This window comes from Streptomyces sp. CBMA123, from assembly GCF_014596465.1.
In the GTDB taxonomy this organism is placed as follows: domain Bacteria; phylum Actinomycetota; class Actinomycetes; order Streptomycetales; family Streptomycetaceae; genus Kitasatospora.
Genome location: NZ_MECK01000046.1, coordinates 1 through 17,339, shown reverse-complemented (window position 1 = coordinate 17,339; position 17,339 = coordinate 1). Strand labels below are relative to the sequence as shown.

The window sequence follows — 17,339 nt, the reverse complement described above, 5'->3', positions numbered from 1 at the left end:
GCAATGGCTTGCTTTTTTATTTTCATTTCCCTTGTGTCATTGTCCCCGAAGTAGATCAACGCTCGCTTTTGGTCGGTAAAGTTCACGACGTTGCCGTTAGTGAGGGTGACAGCCCACCCTGTGTAGACGTGTTCAATCATCGGGTCATCTCCTCCAGGGCGACACAGAAAACGCACTGCGTGTATTCGAGCGAACCCGGAATGCGGGTGCAGTTGCATTCGGCCTCACAGGCCGGACAGTCGTACAGATAACCGGGCTGATGCGGGTAGTCTGCGTGCTCCGGTTCCCACTCCTCAGAGTGCGCACCGTGGGGCGTCGCCTTGAATTCGTATTCCAGGAGTTCCCAACCGGCAGGCAGAAAGAGGCAGGCATCCGCCTCCTCAGGCCGGTCACCCTGGACATATTCAGTCCAGTAGTCCGTCTCCCCGGGGCGCCCACCAATCACGGTGATGCACCAGTCCGCCACACCGGGCCCGCACAGTACATAGCTCACTTGGCACGCTCCGAAGCGATAGACAGCGCACGGCTGTAGTCGTCAATGTCGTAGTGGCCGTTCTCTGCCACCACTTCCCCGCCCGACTGGTGGACGCTCCATACCGTGTAAGGGCCCTTGTACCGCTGATCGCAGACCACGACCGAGCGCGCCGTTTCAGAACTGTTGTCCCGCATGCATGCCACAACAGGAAGCTTGTTGACGTACGTAAGGAGATGCATGTTTCTTGCCCTTACTTGCAGACGGAGCACACGGACTTGTGTGCATTGCGGAGCTTGCGCGACGTCTCAACCATGGTGTTGTGCGCCGCTGTCATTTCGTCCTTGATCCCGAGCGCAATCCAGAGAGCGGCACTTCCGAGAATCCGAGTCCGGAAGTGGGCGTCACGCTCAACGATGTAGCTAAGCGACTCGCACATCAGTTAGCCGCCTTAAGCCACTCGCAAGCGGCCTGGAAACCCTGCTCGCAGTCGTCGTGCTTGCTCTCGTAGAAACCGTCATTGAAGACAGTCACGTTGTCCGCATCATGCGGAGTGACCAGCCAGACGATGTTGTCCCAACCGGTCCCAATGACACGGTCCATGCCCAGCCAGTGAGCAAACAGAAGGCCCACAATTCCACCGGCCACAATGGCCGAGATTTCAATTCCCTTGCGCATTCAACTCAACTCCGCAGGTCAACTTTTAGGGGTGCGTGCAGCGCCCGGAGTTGCACCGGGACGGTATAGGCGCTCTCTTGCGCCCTACGCTGCTGAATGCGGGCGGCCGAAGCCCTGCCCGCTGTCACACTCGCTTGCGCTCACCTTGTCCGCTGGTTTCGTCGCACATTGGGAGTGTGTCCCCTAGCCGTCGCATTAGGCCGCTAGTCCGCCGTGACACGGTTTGACGCCTTCCCCAGATGGGGCGTGCGCGCTTCCGCTCTTTGATGTGCTTGCCGTACTTCCCGAACCCCTTGGGGCTCGTCCTCTTCCGGCTCTGTCGGGGCTGTCGGTCCGTTTCCGTCCCGTTCGCCCTCCAACGCATTCAAAGTTACGCCGATCAACTCCGCCGGTCAACTTCCGAGTGAGTGATCTGGATCACTCCGCCAGTCAACCTGTTCTTTCTCGGGAGAGGAATGCGCGCGCACATGTACCAGCTCCGCCGGTCAACGCATAGACGTGCAGAATGGCACCTCTGAGCGCCTGCCAGGCACCCCCCTAGGCAACCACCCCAGGCACACCCTGCCAGGCCCCTGTAGGCCCTGTGGGGCGGCAATGCGTGTGCGCACGCACGTGATACCACATCGATCGATCACCCAACGCCATTCAGAATGTGCCCCTCCTCACTCGGACGCGTCACCCGGGTTGATTGAAGTAATGTCCATGCCACGTTCATTCCGTTCCAGCAATTCCGCAATTCCCGTTGAATGAATGCGACTGGAAATACCGGGGGTAATGCCTTAGCTCAATCAAAGCGGGACCGCCGGGGGCACCGTCCTCCAACCGTGTACGGGATTGAAGTAATTGAGTCACGGAACATCAACGCTGCGTAGCGACAGGAAGGCCGGCCGGACACCCCTTCGCGGGCTTCGAACCCTCTCGCTCCGCCAGTCAACTCGCCTGGCATTGATGTTGGATTGCTAGATTGAAGGAATAGATGATCTTGGTCGAAGCCAGCCCTCGGTCCCTCTTCGTGAGCTGGGCCACATCCGCGGAGGCGAGTGCCGGCCTCCTGGTCGAGCGGCACCTATGTAACTTTTGGAAGGGCTACATATAGGGCCGCCCGCCGAAGGCGGCCCCTGTGGGTCAGACCCTCCTGAGAACGTCCTCGCAGTCTCGACACCTCTTGGCCCGCAGGTAGACCGGGTACCAGGGTTCCCCTGGCTGCGCCGGCCGGTAGCCCGAGCGCTCCAAGGTGCCCGTGCTCATCCCGCAGAGGGTCCGGTCCAGCGGGTCTTCAGGGGTCTCAGGATCAGCCCCGGAGGCATGCACTCGCAGCACGTCAGGGCCGTCGCCTTCGAGGCCGGCGGCTTGGCCCTGGTCCACCTCGAACAGCACGATGATCGACGCCATACACCGAGCCTGCGACCGGTGCTCTTGGGCCGCACCTCGACGTCAGCTCCGGCTACTCCTGGCGGCCCGGCTCGACATGCAGAAGGAGCCGCCCCGGAAGACGGCTCCCACTGAAGTGACGGATTGCTGAATTGAAGGAGCCCCGGCCGTGGGGCCGGGGCTCGCAGGGGGTCAGCAGACTGCCAGGGTGCTCGGCAGGATCACCCGCGTAGAGTCTCGCGCCTCTCCACTGATCTCCGCGAGCAGGTCCATGGGGATCTGGATCATCCAGGGCACCTCCGTTCGGTTGTCCAGGATCTCGAACCGGAAGCCGGCCGAGATGAGGAGCTTCCTGCGAGCGTTGGCGTCACCCTCCTCCCATGCCTCCCGGTAGGTCTTCTTGAGACGTTCCGCAACCCAGCCTGCCTTTCGCTGCGGTAGCTTCTTCAGCTCGTTCCGCCGGGCCCTCAACGCGCCCAGGCGCTCCTCGTACTCCGCCTCGTCTTCTTCATCCCAGTCCTTCGCCCTGTCCTTCTCCGCTTGAAGGCGCTTGATGTGCTTGCGCACCTGCTCCAGCTCCTTCGTGTGGTCCTCTCCAGGTTGGAAGACCCTCTTGACCACCTGCTCATGGCCAGCCTCGCGGAGGAAGACCTTCTCCATGATGTCGTCGGCCTCTTCGGCGTCGATCGTGTGCCCCTCGCACCTCAGGGCGTGGGAGCCGTTGCACCGGTAGTACCGGTATTCGCGGTCTTTCCACTTCACCTGGGAGTGAGTGCCGTTCTTCGTGCACCCCCCGCAGAAGACAACGCCGTACTTCGGGTTCGGGCGGTTCGCGCGACGCTGGAAGGTGATCCTCCGAGCCTGGCAGGCTGCTTGGAGCTCGTCCCACTCGTTCGGATCGAAGGCCGCTTCCGCGATCTTGAGTGGCTTGCCGTCAGATCCGATGATGATCTCCCCCTTGTGCTTCTTGTAGCCAAGAAGGGCCTCGTTCGTCAGCAGCTCTGCAACCGTGGTCTCGGACCACCTCTCAAGGACGTACTCACCCGTCGCCTTGTTCAGGCGCCCCGGAGGCTTGCCCGCCCGAATTCGCGCCCTGTCGCGGGCCGTCAGGATCTGGTTCTTGTTGAGCCACATCGTGACGCCCGAGAAGGAGTCTTCGAGCACCACCATCCGGCGCTTCATGTCATGCAGGACAGTAAGCATGTCCTCATCGAGCTTGATGTAGGTGGCGGATTTGCCGTTCTCCATCACCTTGTACGACACGTAGCCGAATGTCGGTATGCCTCCGGGCCAACGAGTGGTCTTTCGCCGCCACTCGTGCGCCTCCATGCAACGGGCCTTGATGCGCTCCAGCTCCTTGGCCGGACCAAGCGACTTCGCGTGCAGAATGACGCGCCCCTCGGGGGTCTTCATCTGCTGTGTGAACTCGGGATCATCCAGGATGACGATCTCCTTGCCCCACTCCAGGCAGCGGAACACGAACGCCATGACGTGGATGTCGGATCGACTCAGCCGGTCCTGATTCGTGACCCAGAGTTCGTTCCAGTCACCGCGCTTCTCCTGGGACAGCCACGGCGCGAGCTCCGGTCGGCGGTACAGGTCGACCTCACCAGAAACGGACCTGTCTACGGCGACTCCTACGACCTTGACTCCATCCTCCGCAGCACGCTGGTGAAGCTTCTCGTCCTGGCGCTCGATGGAGGTCGAGGTCTCGGTATCCGAGCTGATCCGCTCGTGCAGAAGTACGTTTCGTATGAGGTCCATACCGTCATATGACCTGGTCAGAGGCCCTTTGTCAAAGTCTCGGCATCCAACTGTGGATGCCGAGGGTTGGACAAGGGGATGGTTTGTTGAAATCTAGGCATCCAGGTCTGGATGCCGAACCACGCGCAGGCCACCGCCGCCCGGATGAGCGCGGGCAGGTTGGCGCCGCGCAGTCCGAACGCGGCCCGGGCGAACACCGGGAACGGAATACCGTACTTCGTCCCGGCGTGTCCGGTGAGGAGCATCGGCGCGAGCACGATCAGGTTGGCGAGCGCGATGGTCAGCACCGCCTGCTTCCAGTCCATCCCGATCGCGATCAGGCCCGAAGCCAGCGTCCAGGACGGGATGTTGTGGGCCATGCCGACCCAGAGTGCGAGGAAGTTGTAGGTGGTCCAGGTGCGCCGCCGCACCGGGACCGGCCGGAGGTCGTCACTGGTGAAGCCGTTGGGTGGCAACACCCCCTCGGCCGGGTCGAGTTCGACCCGGCCGTCGGGGTGCTGCCGCTGTCCGCCGCCGCCGGTCGCGGTGTCGGCCATGGGCAACTCCCGTCTGCCGCGTGCGGGATCAGGGGATCACGGGTTCAGAGGTGGGGGATGACGTCCGTGCCGTAGGCGTCGATGGTGGCCTCGACCGCGTCGTGCATGGCGTAGACGGCGAACTGGTCGACGCCGAGCGAACGGAGTTCCGCGAGCCGGTCGCGCTGGGTCCCGACCGGCCCGATCAGGCAGAAGCGGTCGACGATCTCGTCCGGGACGAAGGCCGTGTCGGGGTTCCCGGCCCGGCCGTGGTGGCTGTAGTCGTAGCCCTGGCGGTTCTTGATGTAGTCGGTGAGGGCGTCGGGCACCAGGTCGGAGTGCTCCCCGTAGTGGCTGACCAGGTCGGCGACGTGGTTGCCGACCATCCCGCCGAACCAGCGGCACTGCTCCCGGGCGTGGGCCAGCGCGGCGGCCGAGTCGTCGGCGGTGACGTACGCGGGCGCGGCCACGCAGATGGTGACGTAGGCCGGGTCCCGGCCCGCCTCGACGGCCGCGGCCCGGACCGCCTTGACCATGTACTCGGTGAGGTACGGATCGGCCAACTGCAGAATGAAACCGTTGGCCTGACGGCCCGTCAGCGCCAGCGCCTTGGGCCCGTAGGCGCCCATCCAGATCGGCAGCGCGGCGCCGGGGCCGACCCACGGCAGGTGCATCTCGGTGCCGTCCACCTCGACGGTGCGCCCCTCGGCCAACTCCTGGATGGCGTGCATGGCTTGGGAGAGCCGGTCGAGCGTGGCGGGCCGGCGTCCGGCGACCCGCATGGCGGAGTCGCCGCGGCCGATGCCGCAGACGGTGCGGTTGCCGTACATGTCGTTCAGGGTGGCGAACAGGGAGGCGGTGACCTCCCAGGTGCGGGTGGAGGGGTTGGTGACCATCGGGCCGACGGTGAGCCGCTCGGTCTCGGCGAGGATGCGGCTGTAGATGACGAAGGGTTCCTGCCACAGCACGCAGGAGTCGAAGGTCCAGCCGTGGCTGAACCCGGCCCGTTCGGCGCGGATCATCCGGTCGATGAGCAGGCGGGCGGGCGGGTCGGTCTGCAGGACGAGGCCGATGTCCATGGGTGGCTCCGGGAGAGGGGTCGGGAGGGTGGCCCGGGGCCGGCGGGCACACCGCGCGGCCCCGGACGGGAGGGGGGATCAGGTCAGGTAGTGGCAGGTGTCGCGGCGCAGGAAGGTGCCGTGGCCGGCCCGGCCGAGCCAGCGGCCGTCGTCCAGTACCACGGTGCCGCGCGAGAGCACCGTCCGGGCCCGGCCGGTGAGTTGCCGGCCCTCGTACGCCGAGTAGTCCACGTTCATGTGGTGGGTGGCGGCGGAGACGGTCTGCACCGCGGTGGGGTCGTAGACCACGAGGTCGGCGTCCGCGCCGGGCGCGATGGTGCCCTTGCGCGGGTGCAGCCCGAACATCCGGGCCGGGGCGGTGCAGGCGATCTCGATCCAGCGGCGCCGGCTGATCCGCCCGTCCACCACGGCCTGGTGGAGCAGGTCCATCCGGTTCTCCACGCCGGGAAGGCCGTTGGGGATCTTGGAGAAGTCGCCGCGGCCCAGTTCCTTCTGCCCGACGTAACAGAACGGGCAGTGGTCGGTGGAGACCACCTGGAGGTCGTCGGTGCGCAGCCCGCGCCAGAGCGCCTCCTGGTGCTCGCGCGGCCGGAGCGGCGTGCTGCACACGTACTTGGCGCCCTCGAAACCCGGTTCCGCGAGGTTGTCGGTGGAGAGGAAGAGGTACTGCGGACAGGTCTCGCCGAACACGGGGAGCCCGGCGTCGCGGGCCCGGGCGAGTTCGTCGAGCGCGGAGGCGGCGGAGACGTGCACCACGTAGAGCGGGCTGCCGGCCACCTGGGCGAGCTTGATCGCCCGGTGGGTGGCCTCGGCCTCCAGCAGTTCGCGCCGGACCTCGCCGTGGTGGCGCGGCGCGGTGCGCCCGGCGGCCAGGGCCTGTTCGACCAGGACGTCGATGGCGATGCCGTTCTCGGCGTGCATCATGGTCAGCCCGCCGTTGGCCGCCCCGCGCTGCATGGCGCGCAGGATCCGGCCGTCGTCGCTGTAGAAGACGCCGGGGTAGGCCATGAAGAGCTTGAAGGAGGTGGACTCGCCGGAGTCGACCAGCGTGTCCATCTCCTTGAGGACGGCGTCGTTGACGTCCGAGACGATGGTGTGGAAGGCGTAGTCGATCGCGCAGTTGCCCTCGGCCTTGGCGTGCCAGGTGTCCAGGCCCTCGCGCAGGGCGCCGCCGACGGGCTGGACTGCGAAGTCGACGATGGTGGTGGTGCCGCCCCAGGCGGCGGCGCGGGTACCGGTCTCGAAGGTGTCGGAGGCCGCGGTGCCGCCGAACGGCAGCTCCATGTGGGTGTGGGCGTCGACGCCGCCCGGGATGACGTAGTGGCCGGTGGCGTCGATGACGGTGCCGGCGGTCCAGGCCTCGGCGGCGGCGCTGCCGGTGGCGGCGAGGGCGGTGACGCGCTCGCCCTCGATCAGGACGTCGGCGTGGAGTTCGTCGGCGGCGGTGATGACGAGGCCGCCGCGGACGACGGTGCGCTGCCGCGGGTCACGGGTGGTCATCGCGCTGCTCCTCAGGCCTCGGCGAGCGGCCCGTAGGCGTCGGGCCGACGGTCGCGGTAGAACGCCCACTGCTGGCGGACCTGTTCGATCAGGCCGAGGTCGAGGTCGCGGACGACGAGTTCCTCCTCCTTGTCGGAGGCGACCTCGCCGACGAACTGGCCGCGCGGGTCGACGAAGTAGGAGGTGCCGTAGAAGTCGTTGTCGCCGTACTCCTCGGTGCCGAACCGGTTGATGGCGGCGACGAAGTACTCGTTGGCGACGGCGGCGGCGGGCTGTTCGAGCTGCCACAGGTAGGCGGACAGGCCGCGGCTGGTGGCGGAGGGGTTGTAGACGATCTGCGCCCCGGCCAGGCCCAGGGCGCGCCAGCCCTCGGGGAAGTGCCGGTCGTAGCAGATGTACACGCCGACCTTGCCGACGGCGGTGTCGAAGACGGGCCAGCCGAGGTTGCCGGGCTTGAAGTAGTACTTCTCCCAGAAGCCCTTGACCTGCGGGATGTGGTGCTTGCGGTACTTGCCGAGGTAGCTGCCGTCCGCGTCGATCACCGCGGCGGTGTTGTAGTACACGCCGGCCTGCTCCTCCTCGTAGACCGGTACGACGATCACCATGCCGAGTTCGCGGGCGAGGTCCCGCATCCGGCGCACGGTCGGACCGTCCGGCACGGCCTCGGCCCAGCGGTAGTGCTCGGCTTCCTGGACCTGACAGAAGTACGGGGCGTTGAAGACCTCCTGGAAGCCGATGATCTTCGCGCCCTGGGCGGCGGCCTCGCGGGCGTGCCGCTCGTGGAGCGCGATCATGCTCTCCTGGTCGCCGGTCCAGCGGGTCTGGACGAGCGCGGCACGGACGATCTGCGACATGGGTACCTCCGCAACTCCGCGTCCCGGCCGTGCGGTCGGGCCCGCGGTCTGAGGGTTGACGGGGCGGGTCTCGCCTGCGGGTCCGCTCCGGGAGCCACAGGGGTCTACGGGAAGGGTCTACGTGCGTAGAACGCGATCTGTAGACGGTAGGCCGGGCTTTGGTCGCCTGACAATACGTCGACGGCATCGCGTCTGGGGCGATCTTGTAGCGCGGACACGCGGTCGGTCCCTGGTGGGATGAAACGCTCATCTACCCCGGAAGTGACCTCCTTACTCATTCGAGTGAAAGCGGTCACCGGGGGTGCGGAATCGGCCACGACAGGGTAAAACGCGCGTGGACGCTTCGACGGATCGTCATACGACGCTGCTACGAGGCGACTTCAGGAGCAGGGCACGGGGATCGACGGCCGGCGGGGAGCCGAACGGGGGGTGGTACGGATGGCAGCGGTGGACGGGCACGAGGAGCGTCCGGCGGACAGGTCGGCACCGGCATCGGCGGCGGACACGTCGGCGCAGGCATCGGCATCGGCGGACACGTCGGCGCAGACGGGCGCGAGCGCGGGCGACGGCACGGTGGGCCGCCCTCCGGCCCTGCCCGCCTGGGCGGGCCTGCTGCTCGCCCTCGGGGCGCTGTTGCCGCTCGCCCTCGGCCTCCTGTCGGCCCGAGGCCAGTCGCCGCACACCCGGCTGACCGCCCTGCAGCTGGCCGGCTCCCGGGCGGCCGCCGAGGCGGTGGTCGGGGAGCGCACCTCGGCCTACCTCACCGCGCTGCGCGACGAACTCTGGCTGATCGGCGGCTACGGGCTGACGCTGGTCGCCGCGGCCCTGCTCGGCGGGTACGTGCTCGGGCGCCGACACCGGATCGGCCCGGCACTGCTGGTCGGGATCGCCGGGCCGCTCGCCGCGGGCTGCGACCTCGGCGCGAACGTCCTGCTGCGCCTCGGGCTCGACCACGGCGGCTCCGACACCCCCTTCACGGTGGCGGCCGCGCTCACCACCGTCACCTGGCTGCTGCTCCTGCCCACCGGGGTGGCGGCGGCCGGCCTGCTGACGGTGACGGCCGCCCGGGCCGCCCGGGGCCTGAGCCCCGGGGCGGCGAAATCCGCCGACGACGCCGACCCCGACCGCCCGGCGCTGATACCGCCGTGGCCCGTCCTCACCCGGCACGGGCGGCCGCTGCACCAGGCCCCGCACCAGCACCGGGCCCCGCGCAGAGAGGGGGCGTCCGACGCCCCCGGCGCCCACGCCCACTGGCGGGACGCCGGCCGGGTGCCGCCCGGCCGCGAGCCCGCCGAGCTGGGCTTCTGCGTCTCGGGCGGTGGCATCCGCTCGGCCTGCGTCACGCTCGGCGCGCTCCAGGCGCTGCGCCCGTGGCTGAAACGGGCCCGCTACCTGGTGTCCGTCTCCGGCGGCGGCTACACCGTGGGCGCGCTGCAGCTCGCGCTCAGCGACTCCGCGCCCGGCAGCCCGGTGCGCGCCGCCTCGGGCCTGACGGCCGACACGGTGATGGAGCCCGGCTCCCCGGAGGAGGACCACCTCCGCCGCCACAGCAAGTACATCGCCGACGGCGCCGGCGAGTGGCTGGTCGCCCTCGGCACGCTGCTGCGCGGGGTGCTGTCCGCGCTCACCCTGCTGCTGGCCGCCGTCCTGGTGCTCGGCCTCGGCCTCAGCCGCTTCTACCACGCCGTCCCGCTCACCGACCTGGACGCCCTGGCCGCCGCCGGCCTGCGCCACCCGGGCGCCGTACCGGGCGCGTTGGCCTTCCGCACCCCCGCGCTGGCCGCCCTCGGCGCACTGCTCGCCGCGGCGGCCGGGTGCTGGCTGCTGTGGCTGCTGGCCTTCCCGCCGCTCGGCTGGCACGCGGTGCTGCCGCGCGCGCTACGCCGGCTCAACTACGCCGCGCTCGCGCTGGCCGGACTGCTGGCCCTCGGGGTGCTGGCGGTGCCGGGGCTGGCCTGGGGCGCGGTCCGGCTCCAACAGGCGCTGGCGGCCGGCCCGCAGCTGACCGGCGCCGGCCTCAGCCTGACCGTGGTGCTCAGCTACCTCGCCCTGCTGCTCGGCATACTCTGGCGCGACCGCCGGACGATCGGCCGGGGCGTGCACGCGGCCGCCGGGGCGCTGCGCGGCGCGGGCCGGATCGGCGGCGGGCTGACCGCCAACCTCCCCCAGTACCTGGTGGTCTGGGCCGCCCTCGGCACGCTGACGGCGGGCGCGCTGCTGGCCCTCGGCTGGGCGGTCGCCACCGGGTACGCCTGGCCGACGGCCGTCCAGGTGCTGCTGCCGCTGGTGCTCGGCGCGGTCGGGCTCAACCTCGACCAGACCTGGATGAGCCTGCACCCGTTCTACCGGCTGCGCCTGGCCTCGGCGTTCGCGGTCCGCCGGGTCACCGAGGGCGGCCGCTCGCTGGCCCGCCGGTACGACTTCCACCGGGAGCAGACCTGGCTGAGCCACTACGCCGCCCGGCACCCCGACTTCCCCCAGGTGATCTTCTCGGCGGCGGCCAACCTGTCCGGCAACTCCCGTACCCCGCCCGGCCGTCGGGCGGTCTCCTTCTCGTTCTCGTACGACTACGTGGGCGGCCCGGACGTCGGGTACGCGCGCACCGACCTGCTGGAGCGGCGCACCCGCCGGCACATCGCCCGGGACCTCACCGTGCAGTCCGCGATGGCCGTCTCCGGCGCCGCCTTCTCCTCCGCGATGGGCCGCCAGTCCCGGGTCTACCAGGGGCTGTTCGCGGTGACCAACGCCCGGCTCGGGACCTGGCTGCCCAACCCGGCACAGCTCGGCCCGGCCTGGTCCGGCGCACCCGACTGGCGCCGCCCCGGGCAGCCCGCCGTCCGCCGACTCCCGTACCAACTACGGGAGCTGACCGGCCGGTTCCCCGCCGACGACCGGTTCCTGCTCACCACCGACGGCGGGCACTACGAGAACCTCGGGCTGGTCGAGCTGCTGCGGCACCGGGTGCGGACGGCGGTCGGCGTCGACGCCAGCGGGGACTCCGGCTACGCCGCCAACCTGGCCGCCGCCATCACCCTGGCCCGCGAGGAACTCGGCGTCGTCATCACCCTGCACCAGCCGGAGCTGCTGATCCCGGGCAGCGCCACCGCCGGGCGGGACGGGTCCGCCCCGCCCCTGCACGGGCTGGCGGCCCAGCTCTCCGACCGGCTCTCGGCCTGCGGCGTGATCACCGGGGACATCCACTACCCGGCCCTCGACGGCGAGCCCGGCTCCGAGCGGCACGGCACACTGATCGTCCTCCAGGCCGTGCTGACCGCCGACATGCCGTACGAGCTGCACTCCTACGCGGTGGCCAACCAGGCCTTCCCGAACGACGGCACCAGCGACCAGTGGTTCAACCACCAGCAGTTCGACGCCTACCAGACGCTCGGCCGCTACCTGGGCGAGCAGGCCGGGCCGGTGGTCGAGCGCGCCCTGTCGACGGCGGCGGACGGCTCCACCGCGCCCGCGCCCGGCCCGGCGCCCGCAGCGGCGCCGCCGGCACCGCGCGTTCCGGCCGAGGGCTGAGCCGGGGAACCGAGCCGGGGGGACAGCGCTGAGGGCAGAGCCGGAGGGGAAGCAGCGGGGGCCGAGCCCGCGGTCGAGCCGAGGAGGTGGAGGGGGCCGAGGCCGAGGAGTGTCGAGCCGCTGGTTAACAGGGCGCAACAAGCGGGCGCCCCGGCTTGACTTCCTCCGACCGGCTCGGAAAGGATCCCTGGCATGGACTCCGGCACCACTCTGGTTTGCCGCCTGCACGTCGATCTGCGACGCCAGGCGAGTTCCATCTGTGCCTGTTGACCCTGCTCCGCTCCGCCGGTTCCGCCCTGTGACCACCGCCAGGGCCCGTACCGCGCACCCGCACCCGCAGTCCTGAATCCCGCCCGCCCGGCGGCACCCGCGCGTGCCGTGCCAGGTCGAGCCAGGTCGCTCCGCCGGCCCGCGCCCGTCACCGTCACGCCGCAGCCCCGCCACCGGACCCGAGCGCCCCTGCCGACGTTCCCGCCGCACCCGAGGACGCCCCCCATGAGCCTGGACCTGGTAGCCGATACCCCGACCCCTGCCCCCGCCCCCGCCCCCGAGGAGCCCAATCCCGAGCAGCCAGCCGCCGGGCGGCCCCGCGCCCCGCTCAGCCCGAGCACCCTGCGGACCGTCGTCCGCGAGCTGGCCGAGCAGCCCGAGCAGTGGATCCACCTGGTCCGTCTCTCCACCGAGGAGCGCTGGTACCAGCGCCTGGTGGCCGACGACGACCACGAGGTCTGGCTGATCAGCTGGCTGCCCGGCCAGTCCACCGGCTTCCACGACCACGGCGGCTCGCGCGGCGCGTTCACCGTCGCGCTCGGCGAGCTGGAGGAGCTGTCCCTCGGCGGCCCGGAGCAGGGCCTGCTGATCCGCCGGGTCCCGGCCGGCACCGCCCGTGCCTTCGGCCCGGAGTACGTGCACGACGTGCGCAACACCGCCTCGGGCCCGGCCGTCACCCTGCACGCCTACTCGCCCCCGCTCAGCGCGATGGCGCACTACGACCTGCGGGCCGGCGGGCTCGTCCGCACCTCGATGGAAGGACCGGAGCAATGGTGACCACGATCGACGACCTGGTGGAGCGGGCCCGCGAGGGCGTCCACCGTCCGCGCGCCCGGGAGGCGTACCAGTCTCACCTGGAGGGCGCGCTGCTGGTGGACATCCGTCCGGCGGCGCAGCGGGCGGCCGAGGGTGAGATCCCCGGCTCGCTGATCATCGAGCGCAACGTCCTGGAGTGGCGGCTCGACCCGACGGGCAGTCACCGCATCCCCGAGGCCTCGGGCTACGACGTCGAGGTGGTCGTGGTCTGCTCGGAGGGCTACGCCTCCAGTCTGGCCGCGGCCTCGCTGCGCGAGCTGGGGCTGCACCGCGCGACCGATCTGGACGGCGGGTTCGTCGGCTGGGCGGCGGCCGGGCTGCCGACCCGACCGGGCGGCTGAGCCGAAGTCACACCCGCGCCCCCGGCCGTCGGGTCGGCGGTCACAGCGCGTGGCCCCGGCGGCCGAGCCGGGGTCACGCGGTGTGCCGGGCCGTAAATCAGGGACAGGAGATGATGCAGGTCATAGGCTGATCAGAGTTTCCGCCGGTCCGAAGCTGGGCAGCCACGCGGGCGGAAGAACGCCCGGGCGGTGAGCCGCCATCAACCGAACGACCCGTAAGACCGACCGACACAGGCGCCGCCACCACCGGGCGCCCTGACGAGGAAACACTCCGTGATCAGATTCGAGGGCGCCGGCAAGCGCCACCCCGACGGCACCATCGCGGTCGAGGGACTGGACCTGGAGGTCCCGACCGGTCGGATAACCGTCCTGGTCGGACCGTCCGGCTGCGGCAAGACCACCCTGCTGCGCATGGTCAACCGGATGGTCGAGCCCACCTCGGGCCGCGTCCTGCTGGACGACGCCGACGTCGCGGGGCTGGAACCCGCCAAGCTGCGCCGCGGCATCGGTTACGTGATCCAGCAGGCGGGGCTCTTCCCGCACCGCAAGGTGATCGACAACATCGCCACCGTGCCGTACCTGCTCGGCTGGGACCGCAAGAAGGCCCGTGCCCGGGCCGCCGAACTGCTGGAACTCGTCGGCCTCGCCCCCGAGACCGCCAAGCGCTACCCCTTCCAGCTGTCCGGCGGGCAGCAGCAGCGGGTCGGCGTGGCCCGGGCGCTGGCCGCCGACCCGCCGGTGCTGCTGATGGACGAACCGTTCAGCGCCGTCGACCCGGTGGTGCGGGCCGGGCTCCAGGACGAGCTGCTGCGGCTGCAGTCCGAGCTGCACAAGACGGTGCTGTTCGTCACCCACGACATCGAGGAGGCCGTCCGGCTGGGCGACCAGGTCGTGGTGCTGCGCGAGCACGGCCGGATCGCCCAACTGGCCGATCCGCACACCCTGCTGACCTCCCCCGCCGACGACGGCGTGGCCGCCTTCCTCGGCCGTGACCGGGGCCTGCGCGGCCTCGGCCTGCGGCCCGCGAAGGCCATCCGGCCGCGCCCGCTCGACGACGGACTCGGGTACGGCGGCTGGGAGTTGGCCCTGGACGACGAGCGCCGGCCGATCGGCTGGATCGACCGCGGCACGGGCAGCACCGAACTGCAGCCGGCCGCCGGCTACCACCCGGACACCGACACCCTGCGCGCCGCCCTGGACGCCGCCGTGCTCTCCCCCGCCGGGGTCGCCATCGCGCTGGACGCGGGCGGCCGGGCGATCGGCACCGCCGACCGCGAGGCCGTCCTCGCCGCGCTCACACCCGTCGGCGGCGGGCCGGTCGACGCGGCGGGGCCCGTCGACGCGGCGGGGCTCGTCAGCGTGGAGAAGCCCGTCAGCATGGAGAAGCCCGTCAGCGTGGAGCGGCCGGTCAGCATCGACAAACCGGACCGGACCGGCACGGCGGACGGAGCCGACGGTGGACGATGAACCGATCGTCCGCTGGTACTGGATCGGCGACCACCTCGGCTACCTGGGCAACCTGCTCGCCGACCACGCCGTGATCGCCCTGGTCCCGGTGCTCATCGGCCTGCTGCTGGCCGTCCCGCTCGGCCTGGCCTGCGCCCGCTTCCCCCGGCTGTACCAGCCGCTGTCCGCCGTCTTCAACATCGTCTACGCGCTGCCCTCGCTGGCCGTCTTCGTGGTGCTGATCCCGTACACCGGGCTCGCCACCCAGGCGACGGTGATGATCCCGCTCACCTTCTACGCCCTCGCCGTCCTGCTGCCGACCACCGTGGACGGGCTGCGCGCCGTCCCGGACTCGGTGCGGCAGGCCGCCACCGCGATGGGCTACGGGCCGTGGCACCGGCTGACCGCCGTCGAACTGCCCGCGGCCGTGCCGTACCTGATCGCCGGGCTGCGGGTCGCCGCGGTGTCCAGCATCTCGCTCGCCAGCGTCGGCGCGCTGATCGGGCGCGGCGGGCTGGGCTACCTGTTCATCGACGGCTTCCAGCGCACCTTCCCGACCCCGATCGTGGCCGGCATCGTGCTGATCGCCGTGCTGGCGCTGGCCGTCGACCTGCTGCTGGTGGCCGCCCGCCGGCTGCTCGCGCCCTGGGCCGTCCGGGAGCAGGGGGCGGGCTCGTGAACTGGCTGAACTGGCTGAGCGACTTCTTCTCCGATCCGGACCGCCGCAGCGGTCCGGACTCGATCGTGCACCGGGTCTCCGAGCACCTGCTGCTCTCCGGCGAGGCGCTGTTCTACGCGGCGCTGATCGCCGTCCCGCTCGGGCTGCTGATCGGCTACACCGGGCGCGGCGTCACCGTGGTCACCGCGCTCGCCGGGGCCGCCCGCGCGCTGCCCACCCTCGGCCTGGTGACGCTCGCGGTGCTGCTCGCCGGGGTCGGCGACACCGCCGTACTGTTCCCGCTCGTCGCGCTGGCCGCGCCGCCGCTGCTGGTGGCGGCCGTCGAGGGGGTGCGCGGCACCGACCCGGACGTCCGGGACGCCGCGCGCGGGATCGGCCTGACCCACCCGCAGGTGCTCCTCCAGGTCTGCCTGCCCTCCGCCGCGCCGACCCTGCTGGCGGGCTTCCGCACCGCGACCGTCCAGGTGATCGCGACCGCCACGGTGGCGGCCTACGTCGGGCTGGGCGGTCTCGGCCGCTACGTCATCGACGGGCTGGCCACCCGGCAGTACGCGGTGACCGTGGGCGGCGCGCTGCTGGTGGTGCTGCTCGCGGTCGGCGCCCAGCTGTTCTTCGCCCTGCTCGCCCGGTTCGCGCTCCCGCCCGGGGTGCGCGCCCAGCGCAAGGCCCGCTGAGGCCCCCTCCGCTCTCCTCTCCCATCCGCTCCGGAAGGACAACTGTCACCATGTCGACAATCAAGAGAAGCAGGCACGCCGTGCTCCTCGGCACGCTCGCCGCGCTCGCCCTGGGCGCCACCGCCTGCGGCTCCTCCGCCGACAGCAGCAACCCGCTCGGCGGCGGGTCGAGCGCCTCGGCCTCCGGGGCCGGCTCCGCCGCCACCGGAGGGAGCTCCGGCGGGACGGTGGTCGTCGGTTCGGCGAACTTCCCCGAGAACGTCCTGCTCGGCTCGATCTACTCGCAGGCGCTCAAGGCCAAGGGCGTCAAGGTCGAGGAGAAGTTCAACATCGGCAGCCGTGAGGTGCTCTACGGGCAGCTGCAGAGCGGCAACCTGACCGTCCTGCCCGAGTACAACGGCGCGCTGCTCGCCTACCTGGACGCCAAGAACACCGCCGTCACGACCCAGGACGTGAACGCGGCGCTGACCACGACGCTGCCCGCCGCGCTGGGGATCCTCGACTCCTCCCCCGCCGAGGACAAGGACTCGCTCAGCGTCACCCAGGAGACCGCCGACAAGTACAACCTCAAGAGCATCGCCGACCTGACCGCCAAGGCCGGCGAGTTCACCATCGGCGGCCCGCCGGAGTTCAAGACCCGCCGCGAGCAGCAGCTCAAGGACGTCTACGGGCTGACCTTCAAGGAGTGGAAGCCCACCGCCGACACCACCGCGAACGCGCTCAAGGACGGCAGCATCCAGGTCGGCAACGTGTTCACCACCGACCCGAAGATCGTGCAGTACAAGCTCGTCCCGCTGAGCGACCCGAAGAACGTCTTCGGCGCCCAGAACGTCACCCCGCTGGTCAACAAGGCGGGCGTGGACGCCACCGCGACGGCGGCGCTCAACGCGGTGTCGGCCAAGCTCGACACGGCCGGGCTGACGGGGCTGATGAAGCGGGTCTCGGTCGACAAGGAGGACCCGTCGGCGGTGGCCAAGGACTGGCTGAAGGCCAACGGGCCCGGCTGACGGCCGTCCGGGCACGGCGGGCGGCAGACGGCTGCACGGCTGCACGGCGGCCCGGAGGCACTCCCTCCGGGCCGCCGTCCGCCGTTCCGGGGCCCGTCCGTCGGCCGAGGACGGGACCTTCCCTTCCGCGCCGCGGACATGACAGTGTGGCGCCATGCGCACTCGTCTCCTCGCCGCCTCCCTCACGGCACTCGCCGCGGTGAGCCTCGCTGCCTGCTCCAGCTCGGGTTCGAACTCGGCTTCGGGCTCGGCTTCGAGCAAGGGCACCGCCGCGGCCGGCTCCCCCACCGCGGCCGCCACCCCGTCCGGCGCCCCCTCGGCGGGCTCGACCGCCTCGGCGCCCACGTC

General features: G+C 70.5%; 16 protein-coding genes and 2 pseudogenes. 9 read left to right on the top strand and 9 right to left on the bottom strand.

What is annotated here, in order from left to right; translation table 11 throughout:
* Positions 1 to 136: 136 nt before the first annotated feature.
* The 9 genes and pseudogenes from BG452_RS07775 to BG452_RS07735 all read right to left on the bottom strand — a co-directional run bounded on the left by BG452_RS07775 (position 137) and on the right by BG452_RS07735 (position 8,233).
* Positions 137 to 493, bottom strand: coding sequence for a hypothetical protein (locus BG452_RS07775; protein WP_188303451.1), 357 nt, complete (start codon positions 491 to 493; stop codon positions 137 to 139).
* Positions 490 to 669, bottom strand: a complete 180-nt coding sequence (locus BG452_RS07770; RefSeq protein ID WP_188303450.1) for a hypothetical protein — start codon at positions 667 to 669, stop codon at positions 490 to 492. The genes BG452_RS07775 and BG452_RS07770 overlap by 4 nt, the downstream gene beginning before the upstream one ends.
* Positions 670 to 910: 241 nt before the next feature.
* On the bottom strand, positions 911 to 1,150 hold the full coding sequence (locus tag BG452_RS07765; protein ID WP_188303449.1) for a hypothetical protein: 240 nt from the start codon (positions 1,148 to 1,150) through the stop codon (positions 911 to 913).
* Positions 1,151 to 2,275: 1,125 nt separating this feature from the next.
* Positions 2,276 to 2,542, bottom strand: a complete 267-nt coding sequence (locus tag BG452_RS07760) for a hypothetical protein (RefSeq protein WP_188303448.1) — start codon at positions 2,540 to 2,542, stop codon at positions 2,276 to 2,278.
* Positions 2,543 to 2,713: 171 nt separating this feature from the next.
* Positions 2,714 to 4,285 carry a recombinase family protein gene (locus BG452_RS07755; protein WP_188303447.1) on the bottom strand — a complete coding sequence of 524 codons (1,572 nt, stop codon included), beginning with the start codon at positions 4,283 to 4,285 and terminating at the stop codon, positions 2,714 to 2,716.
* Between the two features lie 98 nt (positions 4,286 to 4,383).
* A pseudogene (locus tag BG452_RS07750) lies at positions 4,384 to 4,821 on the bottom strand (cytosine permease); the annotation flags it as partial.
* A 44-nt stretch (positions 4,822 to 4,865) separates the two neighbouring features.
* On the bottom strand, positions 4,866 to 5,879 hold the full coding sequence (locus BG452_RS07745) for a TIGR03842 family LLM class F420-dependent oxidoreductase (RefSeq protein WP_188303446.1): 1,014 nt from the start codon (positions 5,877 to 5,879) through the stop codon (positions 4,866 to 4,868).
* Between the two features lie 78 nt (positions 5,880 to 5,957).
* Positions 5,958 to 7,379 (bottom strand): dihydropyrimidinase, encoded by a 1,422-nt coding sequence (gene hydA / locus BG452_RS07740; protein ID WP_188303445.1) that lies wholly within the window; start codon positions 7,377 to 7,379, stop codon positions 5,958 to 5,960.
* 11 nt (positions 7,380 to 7,390) lie between these two features.
* The gene (locus BG452_RS07735) at positions 7,391 to 8,233 is read right to left on the bottom strand and encodes a nitrilase-related carbon-nitrogen hydrolase (protein WP_188303444.1); all 843 of its coding nucleotides are present in this window, start codon (positions 8,231 to 8,233) and stop codon (positions 7,391 to 7,393) included.
* A gap of 573 nt (positions 8,234 to 8,806) precedes the next feature.
* On the opposite strand from BG452_RS07735, the gene BG452_RS07730 reads away from it, so the two are divergent.
* From BG452_RS07730 to BG452_RS07695, 9 genes and pseudogenes are all read left to right on the top strand, one after another.
* The gene (locus BG452_RS07730) at positions 8,807 to 11,758 is read left to right on the top strand and encodes a hypothetical protein (protein ID WP_188303443.1); all 2,952 of its coding nucleotides are present in this window, start codon (positions 8,807 to 8,809) and stop codon (positions 11,756 to 11,758) included.
* Positions 11,759 to 11,950: 192 nt separating this feature from the next.
* Complete coding sequence (locus BG452_RS48035; protein ID WP_101948289.1) at positions 11,951 to 12,028, top strand: putative leader peptide; 78 nt, start codon at positions 11,951 to 11,953, stop codon at positions 12,026 to 12,028.
* Between the two features lie 225 nt (positions 12,029 to 12,253).
* Positions 12,254 to 12,805 carry a cysteine dioxygenase gene (locus tag BG452_RS07725; protein ID WP_188303442.1) on the top strand — a complete coding sequence of 184 codons (552 nt, stop codon included), beginning with the start codon at positions 12,254 to 12,256 and terminating at the stop codon, positions 12,803 to 12,805.
* Positions 12,799 to 13,185, top strand: coding sequence for a rhodanese-like domain-containing protein (locus tag BG452_RS07720; protein ID WP_188303441.1), 387 nt, complete (start codon positions 12,799 to 12,801; stop codon positions 13,183 to 13,185). The genes BG452_RS07725 and BG452_RS07720 overlap by 7 nt, the downstream gene beginning before the upstream one ends.
* A gap of 273 nt (positions 13,186 to 13,458) precedes the next feature.
* Positions 13,459 to 14,652, top strand: coding sequence for an ABC transporter ATP-binding protein (locus BG452_RS07715; protein WP_188303440.1), 1,194 nt, complete (start codon positions 13,459 to 13,461; stop codon positions 14,650 to 14,652).
* Entirely contained in the window at positions 14,642 to 15,310 is a 669-nt protein-coding gene (locus tag BG452_RS07710) for an ABC transporter permease (RefSeq protein ID WP_188303439.1), read from the top strand. The genes BG452_RS07715 and BG452_RS07710 overlap by 11 nt, the downstream gene beginning before the upstream one ends.
* The gene (locus tag BG452_RS07705; protein WP_188303438.1) at positions 15,307 to 15,984 is read left to right on the top strand and encodes an ABC transporter permease; all 678 of its coding nucleotides are present in this window, start codon (positions 15,307 to 15,309) and stop codon (positions 15,982 to 15,984) included. Before BG452_RS07710 ends, BG452_RS07705 begins: the two co-directional genes overlap by 4 nt.
* Before the next feature lie 50 nt (positions 15,985 to 16,034).
* Complete coding sequence (locus tag BG452_RS07700; protein WP_188303437.1) at positions 16,035 to 16,991, top strand: ABC transporter substrate-binding protein; 957 nt, start codon at positions 16,035 to 16,037, stop codon at positions 16,989 to 16,991.
* Between the two features lie 154 nt (positions 16,992 to 17,145).
* Positions 17,146 to 17,339: pseudogene (locus BG452_RS07695) on the top strand (hypothetical protein); the annotation flags it as partial.

What these genes read in the sequence shown, in the direction of transcription:
- BG452_RS07770 (WP_188303450.1), bottom strand. Translation starts at nt 669, where the DNA reads ATGCGGGACAACAGTTCTGAAACGGCGCGCTCGGTCGTGGTCTGCGAT.
- BG452_RS07700 (WP_188303437.1), top strand. Translation starts at nt 16,035, where the DNA reads ATGTCGACAATCAAGAGAAGCAGGCACGCCGTGCTCCTCGGCACGCTC.
- hydA (WP_188303445.1), bottom strand. Translation starts at nt 7,379, where the DNA reads ATGACCACCCGTGACCCGCGGCAGCGCACCGTCGTCCGCGGCGGCCTC.
- BG452_RS07745 (WP_188303446.1), bottom strand. Translation starts at nt 5,879, where the DNA reads ATGGACATCGGCCTCGTCCTGCAGACCGACCCGCCCGCCCGCCTGCTC.
- BG452_RS07765 (WP_188303449.1), bottom strand. Translation starts at nt 1,150, where the DNA reads ATGCGCAAGGGAATTGAAATCTCGGCCATTGTGGCCGGTGGAATTGTG.
- BG452_RS48035 (WP_101948289.1), top strand. Translation starts at nt 11,951, where the DNA reads ATGGACTCCGGCACCACTCTGGTTTGCCGCCTGCACGTCGATCTGCGA.
- BG452_RS07735 (WP_188303444.1), bottom strand. Translation starts at nt 8,233, where the DNA reads ATGTCGCAGATCGTCCGTGCCGCGCTCGTCCAGACCCGCTGGACCGGC.
- BG452_RS07725 (WP_188303442.1), top strand. Translation starts at nt 12,254, where the DNA reads ATGAGCCTGGACCTGGTAGCCGATACCCCGACCCCTGCCCCCGCCCCC.
- BG452_RS07720 (WP_188303441.1), top strand. Translation starts at nt 12,799, where the DNA reads ATGGTGACCACGATCGACGACCTGGTGGAGCGGGCCCGCGAGGGCGTC.
- BG452_RS07755 (WP_188303447.1), bottom strand. Translation starts at nt 4,285, where the DNA reads ATGGACCTCATACGAAACGTACTTCTGCACGAGCGGATCAGCTCGGAT.
- BG452_RS07760 (WP_188303448.1), bottom strand. Translation starts at nt 2,542, where the DNA reads ATGGCGTCGATCATCGTGCTGTTCGAGGTGGACCAGGGCCAAGCCGCC.